This window comes from Pseudomonas sp. CIP-10 (genome assembly GCF_020911845.1).
Classification (GTDB): domain Bacteria; phylum Pseudomonadota; class Gammaproteobacteria; order Pseudomonadales; family Pseudomonadaceae; genus Aquipseudomonas; species Aquipseudomonas alloputida.
In genome coordinates, this window is the sequence record NZ_CP087160.1 from 585,851 (window position 1) to 598,848 (window position 12,998).

Sequence of the window (12,998 nt, forward strand, 5' to 3'; positions counted from 1 at the left end):
CTTTTTCATTGCGCTGGCAACACTTAGGCCCGGTCCCGCTCCAGCAATGGTTTCAGGTAATGGCCGGTATATGACTGCTTCATCTCGCTCAGCTCTTCTGGCGTACCGCAGGCAATGATCTGCCCACCCTTGGAGCCGCCCTCAGGCCCCAGGTCAACCAGCCAGTCGGCAGTCTTGATCACATCCAGGTTATGCTCGATCACCACCACGGTATTGCCGTGGTCGCGCAGGCGATGCAACACATCCAGCAGCTGCTGGATATCGGCAAAGTGCAGACCGGTAGTAGGTTCGTCGAGGATGTACAAGGTCTTGCCGGTATCGCGCTTGGACAGTTCGCGCGACAGCTTCACCCGCTGCGCCTCACCGCCGGACAACGTGGTCGCTGATTGCCCCAGTTTGATGTACGACAGGCCCACATCCATCAACGTTTGCAGCTTGCGCGCCAGCGCCGGCACCGCATCGAAGAACTCTCGGGCATCCTCGATGGTCATTTCCAGCACCTCGTGGATGTTCTTGCCCTTGTACTTGATCTCCAGGGTTTCGCGGTTGTAGCGCTTGCTCTTGCACACGTCACACGGCACGTAGATGTCCGGCAGGAAGTGCATTTCCACCTTGATCAGGCCATCGCCCTGGCAGGCCTCGCAACGGCCCCCCTTGACGTTGAATGAGAAACGCCCCGGACCATAACCACGCGAGCGTGACTCCGGTACACCGGAGAACAGCTCGCGGATCGGGGTGAAGATGCCGGTGTAGGTCGCCGGGTTGGAGCGTGGTGTGCGGCCGATCGGGCTCTGGTCGATATCCACCACCTTGTCCAGGTGCTGCAGGCCGTCCATGCTGCTGTGCGGTGCGGCTTCCAGACTGCTTGCGCCATTGAGTGCCGTGGCGGCCAAGGGGAAAAGGGTGTTGTTGATCAGCGTCGATTTGCCCGAGCCGGATACACCAGTCACGCAGGTCAGCAGGCCGATTGGTACTTCCAGGTCGACGTTCTGCAGGTTGTTGCCACGCGCGCCTTTGAGCTTGAGCTGCAGCTTCTTGTTGCGCGGCGTGCGCTTGGCCGGCACGACGATCTTCTTGCGCCCGGACAGGTACTTGCCAGTCAGCGAATCGGGATGGTTCATGACCTCCTGGGGCGAGCCCTCGGCGACGATCTGCCCACCGTGAACACCGGCGCCTGGGCCGATATCGACCACGTAGTCGGCCAGCCGAATGGCGTCCTCGTCGTGTTCCACCACGATCACCGTGTTGCCCAGGTCGCGCAAATGGTTCAGGGTGGCCAACAGGCGGTCGTTGTCGCGTTGATGAAGGCCGATGGACGGTTCATCGAGGATGTACATCACCCCCACCAGACCGGCGCCGATCTGGCTGGCGAGTCGGATACGTTGCGCTTCACCGCCGGACAAGGTGTCGGCGCTACGATCCAGGGTCAGGTAGTCGAGGCCGACATTGACCAGGAACTGAAGTCGTTCGCAGATTTCCTTGAGGATTTTTGCCGCGATTTCGCCACGGCGGCCGGTGAGGGTCAGTTGACCAAAGTAGTTGCTGGCTTCACCGATCGGCAAATTGGTTACCGCCGGCAGGGTTTTCTCGCCCACCCACACATGGCGCGCCTCGCGGCGCAGGCGCGTACCCCGGCAATCCGGGCACGGTTGCGTACCAAGGAACTTGGCCAGTTCTTCACGCACTGTGGCCGATTCGGTTTCGCGGTAGCGGCGCTCAAGGTTCGGCACAATGCCTTCGAACGGGTGCGATCGCTTGACGATATCGCCTCGGTCGTTGAGGTATTTGAAGTCGACACTCTGCTTGCCGCTGCCCTGCAGGATCACCTTCTGGTGTTCGGCCAACAGCTCACCGAAAGGCTCCTCCAGGCTGAAGCCGTAGTGCGCTGCCAACGAACCGAGCATCTGGAAGTAGTACACGTTACGCCGGTCCCAGCCGCGGATCGCGCCTTCGGCCAAGGTCAGTTCCGTGTTGACCAGGCGTTTGGTGTCGAAGAACTGCTTGACCCCCAGGCCGTCGCAAGTCGGACAGGCGCCCGCCGGGTTGTTGAAGGAGAACAGCTTCGGTTCCAGCTCGCTGATCGCGTGGCCGCACACCGGACAGGCGAAGCGCGCGGAGAAGATCGTCTCCTCGCCTTGTTCGTCGTCCATCGGTGCCACCAGGGCAATACCGTCGGCCAGCTTCAACGCGGTCTCGAACGATTCGGCCAGGCGCTGTTGCAGGTCGGCGCGGACTTTGAAGCGGTCCACCACCACATCGATGCTGTGCTTCTTCTGTTTGTCCAGCTTGGGCAACTCATCGAGTTCGTAGAGCTTGCCGTTGACCCTGGCCCGCACGAAGCCCTGGGCGCGAAGCTCGTCAAACACCGCCAGGTGTTCGCCCTTGCGCTCGCGCACCACCGGCGCGAGCAGCATTAGCTTGCTGCCTTCCGGGCGCTCCAGCACCAGGTCGACCATCTGGCTGATCGTTTGCGCCTCCAGCGGGATATCGTGGTCCGGGCAGCGTGGAGTACCGACGCGGGCGTACAACAGGCGCAGATAGTCGTAGATTTCGGTGATGGTGCCGACCGTGGAGCGCGGGTTGTGCGAGGTCGACTTCTGCTCGATGGAAATCGCCGGTGACAGGCCTTCGATGGTGTCGACGTCGGGCTTTTCCATCATCGACAGGAACTGCCGGGCGTAGGCCGACAGCGATTCCACGTAGCGGCGCTGGCCTTCGGCGTACAAGGTATCGAACGCCAGGGACGACTTGCCGGAACCGGACAGGCCGGTGATCACGATCAACTTGTCCCGGGGCAGGGTCAGGTCGATGTTCTTCAGGTTGTGGGTACGTGCCCCACGAATCAGGATCTTGTCCACTGCGGCCTCGCTTGGCGGGCATAAACAAGGAAGTATACGGCGCGCCAGTATGACGCGGCAAAGCGTCGCGTTGATGCCGTCAAGCTGTCGGACTGATAGAATCGCCGCCGGTTCACACGAGGTTAATCCATGCACGACACCCACAACGAGCGTATGAGTGGCGGCGAAACCCGCGCCGCTGGCGGCCTTGCCCTGGTCTTTGCCTTTCGTATGCTGGGCATGTTCATGGTCTTGCCGGTACTGGCCACCTACGGCATGGACCTGGCTGGTGCCACGCCTGCCCTGATCGGCCTGGCCATTGGTGCCTATGGCCTGACTCAGGCGGTATTGCAGATCCCGTTCGGGATGGTTTCTGACCGCATCGGTCGCCGACCGGTGATTTATCTGGGGCTGGTGATCTTTGCCCTGGGCAGTGTGCTGGCGGCCCAGGCTGACTCTATCTGGGGCGTGATTGCCGGGCGCATCCTGCAGGGCGCGGGGGCAATTTCTGCCGCGGTGATGGCACTGCTGTCGGACCTCACCCGCGAACAACACCGGACCAAGGCCATGGCCATGATCGGCATGAGCATCGGCCTGTCGTTTGCTGTCGCCATGGTCGTTGGTCCATTGCTGACAAGTGCCTTTGGTTTGTCAGGTTTGTTCCTGGTTACGGCCGGGCTTGCCTTGGTCGGCATCCTGTTGATCGCGTTTGTCGTACCCAACACCCACAGCATTTTGCAGCACCGCGAGTCGGGGGTGGCGCGCCAGGCCATCGGCCCGACACTGCGTCATCCGGACCTTCTGCGCCTGGACATAAGCATTTTCATCCTGCACGCCGTCCTCATGGCCAGCTTCGTTGCGCTGCCACTGGCGTTCGTCGAGCGTGGCGGCCTGCCCAAGGAGCAGCACTGGTGGGTGTACCTGACTGCGCTGTTCATCTCATTTTTTGCAATGGTCCCGTTCATCATCTACGGCGAAAAAAAGCGCAAGATGAAACGAGTGTTGGCCGGCGCAGTCAGTGTCCTGCTGCTGACAGAGATATACTTCTGGGAGTGGGCTGACGGTTTGCGCGGACTGGTGATTGGCACCGTGGTATTCTTTACCGCATTCAACCTGCTGGAGGCTTCGCTGCCTTCTCTGGTGAGCAAGGTATCGCCTGCCGGTGGCAAGGGGACGGCAATGGGGGTGTATTCCACCAGCCAGTTCCTCGGTGCAGCGTTAGGCGGGATCCTTGGCGGCTGGTTGTTCCAGCACGGTGGGCTGAACACGGTGTTCCTCGGTAGCGCGGTGCTGTGTGCTATCTGGCTGATCGTCGCCTTGCGCATGAACGAGCCGCCATATGTGACCAGCCTGCGCATGCCCCTGACGCCTGAGGCGGTCCGGGAAGCCGGCCTGACCGAGCGCCTGATGGCCGTGCCGGGTGTGACCGACGCTGTGGTGGTGGCAGAAGAAGCCGCCATCTATATCAAACTGGATACGAAAATTTTGGACCGTGCGACCCTCGAGCGACTGGTGAATCCAGCCTCTTCGGCGTGCGAAGCCTAGGAGAACGTTATGGCCCGTGGGGTTAACAAAGTCATTCTGGTCGGTACCTGTGGCCAGGATCCCGAAGTCCGCTACCTGCCCAACGGTAACGCCGTGACCAACCTGAGCCTGGCCACCAGCGAGCAGTGGACTGACAAGCAGTCGGGCCAGAAGGTCGAGCGTACCGAGTGGCACCGTGTGTCGCTGTTCGGCAAGGTTGCCGAAATCGCTGGCGAGTACCTGCGCAAGGGTTCGCAGTGCTACATCGAAGGCAAGCTGCAGACCCGCGAGTGGGAAAAAGACGGCATCAAGCGCTACACCACCGAGATCATCGTCGACATCAACGGCACCATGCAGCTGCTCGGCGGTCGTCCGCAAGGCCAGCAGCAGGGCGGCGACCCGTACAACCAGGGTGGCGGCAATTACGGTGGCGGCCAGCAGCAACAGTACAACCAGGCACCGCCACGCCAGCAGGCCCAGCGCCCGCAGCAGGCCCCTCAGCGCCCAGCGCCGCAACAGCCTGCGCCGCAGCCGGCGGCTGACTTCGACAGCTTCGATGACGATATTCCGTTCTGATCAGAGCGATAAGGCGTTCAGCAAGACCAGAAACCCAGGGCAATTGCCCTGGGTTTTTTTATGGGCAGCACCGCGTATCTGGCATCGCTTTCAGTAGAACAACCGCGGCTCCGCCGAATCCAGCAGGCTTGCCAGCTTGGTCAGGGCAAAGCCCAGTGCCTGGCGGCTGGGTGCCATCAGGGCGATGCGCACACCGCTGGTGGGGTGGCTGCGTTCTGGCAGGAACTGGCTGCCGCTGACCACCGTTACGCCGTTATCACGCGCCAGGTTGGCAAACTCGTCGCTGGTCCACGGTTCTGGCAGCTCCAGCCAGATATGGAAGCTGTGAGGCTGGGTGCGGATCTTGTATTGGCCAAGAATCTCCCGGGCCATGTGCTGGCGCGCGGCCGCCTCCTGTTGCTGCATACGCACCAGCTGGTCGGCCTTGCCGCTGTTGATCAGGTTACTGGCCAGTTGCGCCATCAGTGGCGATGGCATCCACACGCTGCTGCGTACCATCGATGATAACCGCGACAGGGTTTGCGGCGGGGCGTACAGGTAGCCGATGCGCAGTGCCGGCAGCACGCTTTTGGACAGGCTGGTGAGGTACACCGAGCGTTCAGGCGCATACGCTGCAAGCGGCTTGTAGCCCGGGTCGGGCTCGAGAAAACCGTAGATATCGTCATCCACGATGAACAGGTCGAACTCACGGGCGATCTCGGCGATAGCCTGGCGCCTTGCTGGGGGCATGATCGAGTTGGTCGGGTTCTGGTGCGTGGTGACGCACACCAGCAGGGAAGGGCGGTGTTCCAGGCAGGCCGCGCGCAATGCCTCCGGGATGAGCCCGTGTTCGTCCATGGCGACGCCGCGCAGGCGCCGGCCCAGGCTGTGGGCCAGGGATATGATGCCCGGGTAGCAGAGCGACTCGCACAGCACCACATCGTCACTCTTCGACAGGCTGCTGATGGCCACCAGCAGCCCATGCTGGGCGCCAGCAGTCAGTACCACCTGCTGCCAGCGAGCATCAGGCAGCCAGCGCTGTATCCAGGTCGCACCGGCTTGTTTGTGGGACGTGTGGCCACCTTCTGTCACATAGTCGAGTACCTGCCCCAAGTCCGAGGAGGCGGCCAGTTCGCGGATAGCCGTGCCTAGCCACTCGCTCATGTGAGCGTCGTTGGGCTTGATGATCGAGAGGTCGATCTGGCTACTCTCGCCGGCAACGGGTGTGGGCACCGACGGGGCGGGTAATGGCTGCCGCAGTTGCCTGACAAATGTGCCTCGGCCTACCTCGCCAGCCACCAAACCACGCTTGGCTGCTTCGTCGTAGGCCCTGCCAACCGTGCCGGGGGTTACATTCAGCGCCTCGGCGAGGTCCTTGAGCGTGGGTAAGCGATCGCCTTCTGCAAGCCGACCACGTTCGATGTCCTGTTCAAGGGCATCAGCGATCATCAGGTAAACCGGCTGTGTTTGATGGCTGTATTGGGGGACCCACATGGAGATGGCACCAGGCTCTGCAAGAGCGCGAAAGCCTAGCATGAAAGCTCGGATGCAGGTAATGATGGTAATTGGTTAAATTGAATTGAATTTATTTGAGATTGAATCGATTCAATTTTTGAAATTACAATCATCGCACCGATCAGGCCAGCCGCTCTCAGGCTGCGCCTGGCATAACGCTCCACTGGATGGACTTTGCTATGGACATGTTGGGTTCTTACTGGGCGGAGCACGGGTTGCTGGCAATCCTCATGCTTGGCGCGATCGCTTTTGTTGCGGGCTTCGTCGACAGCATTGCCGGGGGTGGAGGTTTGTTCCTGGTGCCGGGTTTTCTGCTGGTTGGCATGCCGCCCCAGGTGGCACTGGGCCAGGAAAAACTGGTCAGTACCCTCGGCACGCTGGCGGCTATCCGCAACTTCCTGGCCAACAGCAAGATGGTCTGGCAGGTAGCGTTGGTGGGGGTGCCGTTTTCGCTATTAGGCGCCTACCTGGGGGCACACCTGATCGTATCGATCTCGCAGGAAACGGTGGGCAAGATCATCCTGGCACTGATCCCGCTCGGCATTCTCATTTTCCTTGCCCCCAAGGATCGTCCGGTCGAGGAGCGCGAGCTGTCTTCGCGAATGCTGTACACCGTAGTGCCGTTGACTTGCCTGGTCATCGGCTTCTATGACGGCTTCTTCGGCCCCGGTACCGGCAGCATGTTCATCATCGCTTTCCATTACCTGCTGCGCATGGATCTGGTCTCCAGTTCAGCCAACTCCAAAACCTTCAACTTCGCTTCCAACATCGGTGCTTTGGTGGCGTTCGTCAGCGCAGGCAAGGTCGTCTACCTGCTGGCATTGCCACTTGTGGCCTGCAACATCCTCGGTAACCACCTGGGCAGTTCCCTGGCCTTGCGTAAAGGCAATGACGTGGTGCGCAAGGCGTTGGTGTTCTCGATGCTCTGTCTGTTCATCAGCCTGGGCGTGAAGTACCTGACCTGACCCATTGATAGGAGATAACCAATGAAAACCGCATTTGTAACCGGTGCTTCCTCAGGCTTTGGCCGCGCCATCTGCTGCACCCTGATCGGCAAAGGCTACCGGGTGATCGGTGGCGCCAGGCGCATGGACAAACTGAAAGCACTGGAGGCCGAACTGGGCGTCAATTTCATTCCGCTGGCGCTGGATGTCACTGACCCCGTATCGCTTGAGAAGGCGGTCGAGCAGCTGCGTGAGGCGTCGCTGCAGATCGATCTGCTGGTCAACAATGCGGGGCTGGCGCTGGGCGTGGACCGTGCCCAAACCAGCAGTGCCGCAAACTGGCAGCAGATGATCGACACCAACATCACCGGCCTGGCCATGGTCACCCACAAGATCCTGCCGCAAATGGTGGAAGCCGATAGCGGCATGATCATCAACATCGGCTCGATCGCCGGCACTTACCCCTACCCGGGCGGTAACGTGTATGGCGCCAGCAAGGCGTTCGTCCGCCAGTTCAGCCTCAACCTGCGTGCCGACCTGGCTGGCACCCGGGTGCGGGTGAGCAACATCGAGCCGGGGCTGTGCTCAGGCACGGACTTCTCGGTGGTGCGCCTCAATGGTGATATGGACGCCGTGCAGGCCTTGTATCGGGATGTAGAGGCCCTTCTGCCGGAGGACATTGCAGCGACGGTAGCCTGGGTTGCCGAGCAGCCGGCGCATGTGAATATCAATACCATCGAGATCATGCCTGTGGCGCAGAGCAGTGCGGCGCTGAATGTGGTGCGCAACTTGCCACGTGCCTGATCGGGGCCGCACCACTGACCCAGGTCATCGCACCTTCTGGATTCTTGACTAGTCTTATCCTTTGGCGGCCATCAATTGGCCGCCACCGTGACTACCAAGAGGCGCCGGCAATGTTCCGCGCGTCCACCACCTGATCAGGAGTGCACGATGGACCTGAACCGTCGGCAGTTCTTCAAGGTCGCCGCCGTCGGCCTTGGAGGCTCGAGCCTTGCGGCGTTGGGCATGGCCCCAACGCCGGCATTCGCCGAGCAGGTGCGTCACTTCAAGCTGGCGCATACCAAAGAAACCCGTAACACCTGCCCCTACTGTTCGGTCGGCTGCGGCCTGATCCTGTACAGCCAGGGCGATGCGGGGAAAAACGTCAAACAGAACATCATCCATATCGAAGGGGACGCCGACCACCCGGTCAACCGCGGCACACTTTGCCCGAAAGGCGCCGGCTTGCTGGACTTTATCCACAGCCCGAGCCGCCTGCAGTACCCCGAGGTTCGCAAGCCGGGCAGCAAAGAGTGGGTGCGGGTCAGCTGGGACGAGGCACTGGACCGCGTCGCCGACCTGATGAAGCAGGACCGCGATGCCAACTTCATCGAGAAGAATGCCCAAGGCCAAACGGTCAACCGCTGGCTCACCACCGGTTTTCTTGCCGCTTCCGCTGCTTCCAGCGAGGCTGGCTACCTGACCCACAAGGTCATCCGCGCAACAGGCATGCTGGGGTTCGATAACCAGGCACGTGTCTGACATGGCCCGACGGTGGCAAGTCTTGCCCCGACGTACGGCCGTGGCGCCATGACCAACCACTGGTCCGATATCGCCAACGCGAATCTGGTCCTGGTGATGGGTGGCAACGCAGCAGAAGCGCATCCGTGCGGCTTCAAGTGGGTGACCGAGGCCAAAGCGCACAACAAGGCGCGGCTTATTGTGGTCGACCCGCGGTTTACCCGTACCGCTTCGGTGGCGGACTACTACGCGCCGATCCGTACCGGCACCGATATCGCCTTCATGGGCGGGCTGATCAACTACCTGCTCAGCAACGACAAGATCCAGCACGAGTACGTGCGCAACTACACTGACGTGTCGTTCATCGTCAAAGAGAACTATGGCTTCGAGGATGGCCTGTTCAGCGGCTACGACGAGGCCAAGCGTGTGTACGCCGACAAGTCCGGCTGGGGTTACGAGCTGGGTGAGGACGGCTATGCCAAGGTCGACCCGACACTGCAGCACCCTCGCTGCGTGTTCCAGCTGATGAAGCAGCATTACAGCCGCTATACCCCGGAACTGGCGAGCATGACCTGTGGCATGCCACAGGACGCCATGATGAAGGTCTGGGAAGAGATCGCCTCCTGCTCGGTTCCGGGCAAGACCATGACGATCCTTTATGCGCTAGGTTGGACGCAACATTCGATCGGTGCGCAGATTATCCGCAGTGCGGCCATGGTCCAGCTGCTGCTCGGCAACGTCGGCATGCCCGGTGGCGGGGTCAATGCCCTGCGCGGGCACTCCAACATCCAGGGCCTGACCGACCTCGGCCTGCTGTCCAACTCGCTGCCGGGCTACCTGACCCTGGCCGGTGACGCCGAGCAGGACTACGCCGCCTACATCGACAAGCGCGCTTCCAAGCCGCTGCGGCCTGGGCAGTTGTCGTACTGGCAGAACTACGGCAAGTTCCACGTCAGCCTGATGAAGGCCTGGTACGGCGCCAACGCCACGGCGGAAAACAACTGGGGTTATGACTGGCTGCCCAAACTCGATGTACCGGCCTACGACGTGCTGCGCATGTTCGAGATGATGGGCCAGGGCAAAGTCAATGGTTATATGTGCCAGGGCTTCAACCCGATCGCCGCGCTGCCGGACAAAAACCGCGTCACTGCGGCACTGGGCAAGCTCAAGTGGCTGGTGATCATGGACCCCTTGGCCACCGAGACCTCGGAATTCTGGCGTAACGTCGGGCCGTTCAACGATGTCGACACGGCCTCTATCCAGACCGAAGTAATCCGCTTGCCCACGACCTGCTTTGCCGAGGAAGACGGCTCGCTGGTCAACAGCAGCCGCTGGCTGCAATGGCACTGGAAGGGCGCAGACGGCCCGGGCGAGACGCGTACCGACGTGCAGATCATGAGCGAGCTGTTCCTGCGCCTGCGCCAACGTTACCAGGCCGAAGGGGGGGCCTACCCTGACGCGATAATGAATATCAGCTGGCCGTACAAGATCCCTGAAGAGCCCTCCCCGGAGGAGCTGGCCAAGGAGATGAACGGCTGGGCGGTGGCTGATGTCACCGACCCGACTGGCGCGGTGATCAAGGCGGGCCAGCAACTGGCGGGCTTCGGTCAGCTCAAGGACGACGGTAGCACCGCGTCTGGCTGCTGGATCTTTGCCGGTAGCTGGACCGAACAGGGCAACCAGATGGCTCGCCGCGACAACAGCGACCCGTATGGCATGCATCAGGTGCAGAACTGGGCCTGGGCCTGGCCGGCCAACCGCCGCATCCTTTACAACCGTGCCTCCAGCGACCCGCAAGGCAAGCCGTGGGACCCGGAGAAAAAGCGCCTGGTATGGTGGAACGGCAAGGCCTGGACCGGCACCGACGTGCCGGACTTCAAGGTCGATTCGCCGCCCGAAGCGGGGATGAACCCCTTCATCATGAACCCCGAAGGCGTGGCGCGTTTCTTCGCCATCGACAAAATGGCCGAAGGCCCGTTCCCTGAGCACTATGAGCCCTTCGAAACACCGATCGGCATCAACCCGCTGCACCCGCAGAACAAGAAGGCCACCAGCAACCCGGCCGGGCGCATCTTCGATTCTGTGTGGGACACCCTCGGCACGCACGATGAGTTCCCTTATGCGGCGACCACCTACCGGCTGACCGAGCATTTCCACTTCTGGAGCAAGCATTGCCGGCTCAACGCCATTGCCCAGCCCGAGCAGTTCGTCGAGATAGGCGAGGTGCTGGCCAACGAGAAAGGCATCAAGGCCGGCGACCGGGTACGGGTGTCGAGCAAGCGTGGGCATATCGATGCGGTGGCGGTGGTGACCAAGCGGATTCGCCCGCTGCAGGTCAACAATCAGACCGTGCACCAGATCGGCATTCCGCTGCACTGGGGCTTCACCGGCGCTACCCGGCATGGCTACCTGACCAATACCTTGGTGCCGTTCCTCGGTGACGGCAACACGCAGACGCCAGAGTCCAAGTCGTTCCTCGTGAAAGTGGAGAAACTCTGATGGCCAGCCAAGACATCATCGCCCGCTCGGCCACCACTACCGTGCCGCCCTCGGTGCGTCAGCAGGAGGAGGTCGCCAAGCTGATCGACACTACCAAGTGCATCGGCTGCAAGGCCTGCCAGGTGGCGTGCTCGGAGTGGAATGAACTGCGTGACGAGGTTGGCCACAACCACGGCACCTACGACAACCCCCAGGACCTCACTGCCGAGACCTGGACACTGATGCGCTTTACCGAGCACGAGCGCGACGACGGCAACCTGGAGTGGCTGATTCGCAAGGACGGTTGCATGCACTGTGCCGAACCAGGTTGCCTGAAGGCCTGTCCGAGCCCGGGTGCGATCATCAAGCACGCCAACGGTATCGTCGATTTCAACCAGGACCACTGCATCGGCTGCGGCTACTGCATCACCGGCTGCCCGTTCAACATCCCGCGTATCTCGCAGAAAGACCACAAGGCGTACAAGTGCACCCTGTGTTCCGATCGCGTCAGCGTGGGGCTGGAGCCGGCGTGTGTGAAAACCTGCCCGACCGGGGCGATCGTGTTCGGCAGCAAGGACGAGATGAAAGTGCATGCGGCCGAGCGCATCGTCGATCTGAAGTCGCGGGGCTACGACAAGGCCGGGTTGTACGACCCGGATGGCGTCGGTGGTACCCACGTGATGTACGTGCTGCACCATGCCGACACACCGAAGCTGTATGCCGGCCTGCCGGACCAGCCAGTGATCAGCCCGTTGGTGGGGTTGTGGAAGGGCTTCACCAAGCCGCTGGCGCTGTTGGCCATGGGCGCGGCGGTGCTGGCGGGGTTCTTCCACTATGTGCGGATCGGCCCACAGCGTGTCGAGGAGGATGAACACCCGACACCGCCGGACGAAAGCGTGCATCAAGTGGACCCGTCGGTCCATGTCTATGATCCGAAGCAGCCCGGTGGGCAAGGGGAGCAGCGGCCATGAACGACAACAAACCCATCCTGCGCTACAACGCCAACGAGCGTAGCAACCACTGGGTGGTGGCGATCCTGTTCATCCTGGCTGGGCTGTCGGGGCTTGCGCTGTTCCATCCGGCGCTATTCTGGCTCAGCAACCTGTTCGGCGGCGGGCCGTGGACGCGCATTCTGCATCCCTTCATCGGGGTGGCGATGTTCGTGTTTTTCCTCGGCCTGGTATTGCGCTTCTGGCGGGCCAACTTCATCACCGCCAATGACCGCCTGTGGCTGCGCCGGGTGGACCGGGTAATGCGCAACGAGGAGGAGGGCGTACCGCCGATCGGCAAGTACAATGCCGGGCAGAAGCTGCTGTTCTGGACCCTGCTGGTGTGCATGCTGGTGCTGCTGGTCAGTGGCGTGGTGATCTGGCGCGCATACTTCAGCCATTGGTTTGGCATCGATGTCATTCGCTTGTCTGCGCTGCTGCATGCGCTGGCGGCCTTCGTGCTGATTCTCAGCATCATCGTGCACATCTACGCCGGCATCTGGATCAAGGGCTCGATCGGCGCCATGCTGCATGGCTGGGTCAGCCGCGCCTGGGCCCGCAAGCATCATGAATTGTGGTACCGCGAAGTGACCGGCGACAAGACGCCGGGTGATCACGGACGAAAAGAAGGATGA

9 protein-coding genes are annotated in these 12,998 nt (G+C 61.6%); 7 read left to right on the forward strand and 2 right to left on the reverse strand.

Annotation, left to right across the window (positions count from 1 at the left end; genetic code table 11):
• Window positions 1-23: 23 nt before the first annotated feature.
• Window positions 24-2,858 carry an excinuclease ABC subunit UvrA gene (gene uvrA / locus LMH93_RS02665; RefSeq protein WP_003255448.1) on the reverse strand — a complete coding sequence of 945 codons (2,835 nt, stop codon included), beginning with the start codon at window positions 2,856-2,858 and terminating at the stop codon, window positions 24-26.
• Window positions 2,859-2,987: 129 nt separating this feature from the next.
• On the opposite strand from uvrA, the gene LMH93_RS02670 reads away from it, so the two are divergent.
• The gene (locus LMH93_RS02670) at window positions 2,988-4,382 is read left to right on the forward strand and encodes an MFS transporter (protein ID WP_003255447.1); all 1,395 of its coding nucleotides are present in this window, start codon (window positions 2,988-2,990) and stop codon (window positions 4,380-4,382) included.
• Between the two features lie 9 nt (window positions 4,383-4,391).
• Window positions 4,392-4,937 (forward strand): single-stranded DNA-binding protein, encoded by a 546-nt coding sequence (locus LMH93_RS02675; protein ID WP_003255446.1) that lies wholly within the window; start codon window positions 4,392-4,394, stop codon window positions 4,935-4,937.
• A gap of 90 nt (window positions 4,938-5,027) precedes the next feature.
• Here LMH93_RS02675 and LMH93_RS02680 read toward each other — a convergent pair whose 3' ends face one another.
• On the reverse strand, window positions 5,028-6,410 hold the full coding sequence (locus LMH93_RS02680) for an aminotransferase-like domain-containing protein (RefSeq protein WP_003255445.1): 1,383 nt from the start codon (window positions 6,408-6,410) through the stop codon (window positions 5,028-5,030).
• Between the two features lie 200 nt (window positions 6,411-6,610).
• On the opposite strand from LMH93_RS02680, the gene LMH93_RS02685 reads away from it, so the two are divergent.
• The 5 genes from LMH93_RS02685 to LMH93_RS02705 all read left to right on the forward strand — a co-directional run bounded on the left by LMH93_RS02685 (window position 6,611) and on the right by LMH93_RS02705 (window position 12,998).
• Entirely contained in the window at window positions 6,611-7,396 is a 786-nt protein-coding gene (locus tag LMH93_RS02685; RefSeq protein WP_047605319.1) for a sulfite exporter TauE/SafE family protein, read from the forward strand.
• A 21-nt stretch (window positions 7,397-7,417) separates the two neighbouring features.
• Window positions 7,418-8,179, forward strand: coding sequence for an SDR family NAD(P)-dependent oxidoreductase (locus tag LMH93_RS02690; protein WP_185279919.1), 762 nt, complete (start codon window positions 7,418-7,420; stop codon window positions 8,177-8,179).
• A gap of 147 nt (window positions 8,180-8,326) precedes the next feature.
• Entirely contained in the window at window positions 8,327-11,395 is a 3,069-nt protein-coding gene (gene fdnG, locus LMH93_RS02695; RefSeq protein ID WP_143494999.1) for a formate dehydrogenase-N subunit alpha, read from the forward strand.
• Window positions 11,395-12,345, forward strand: coding sequence for a formate dehydrogenase subunit beta (fdxH, locus tag LMH93_RS02700; RefSeq protein WP_100774414.1), 951 nt, complete (start codon window positions 11,395-11,397; stop codon window positions 12,343-12,345). The genes fdnG and fdxH overlap by 1 nt, the downstream gene beginning before the upstream one ends.
• On the forward strand, window positions 12,342-12,998 hold the full coding sequence (locus LMH93_RS02705; RefSeq protein ID WP_003255435.1) for a formate dehydrogenase subunit gamma: 657 nt from the start codon (window positions 12,342-12,344) through the stop codon (window positions 12,996-12,998). The genes fdxH and LMH93_RS02705 overlap by 4 nt, the downstream gene beginning before the upstream one ends.

Bases quoted from the DNA above. Each gene is read 5' to 3' on its own strand.
- fdxH (WP_100774414.1), top strand. From the start codon at position 11,395: ATGGCCAGCCAAGACATCATCGCCCGCTCGGCCACCACTACCGTGCCG.
- LMH93_RS02670 (WP_003255447.1), top strand. From the start codon at position 2,988: ATGCACGACACCCACAACGAGCGTATGAGTGGCGGCGAAACCCGCGCC.
- LMH93_RS02705 (WP_003255435.1), top strand. From the start codon at position 12,342: ATGAACGACAACAAACCCATCCTGCGCTACAACGCCAACGAGCGTAGC.
- LMH93_RS02685 (WP_047605319.1), top strand. From the start codon at position 6,611: ATGGACATGTTGGGTTCTTACTGGGCGGAGCACGGGTTGCTGGCAATC.
- LMH93_RS02690 (WP_185279919.1), top strand. From the start codon at position 7,418: ATGAAAACCGCATTTGTAACCGGTGCTTCCTCAGGCTTTGGCCGCGCC.
- LMH93_RS02680 (WP_003255445.1), bottom strand. From the start codon at position 6,410: ATGTGGGTCCCCCAATACAGCCATCAAACACAGCCGGTTTACCTGATG.
- LMH93_RS02675 (WP_003255446.1), top strand. From the start codon at position 4,392: ATGGCCCGTGGGGTTAACAAAGTCATTCTGGTCGGTACCTGTGGCCAG.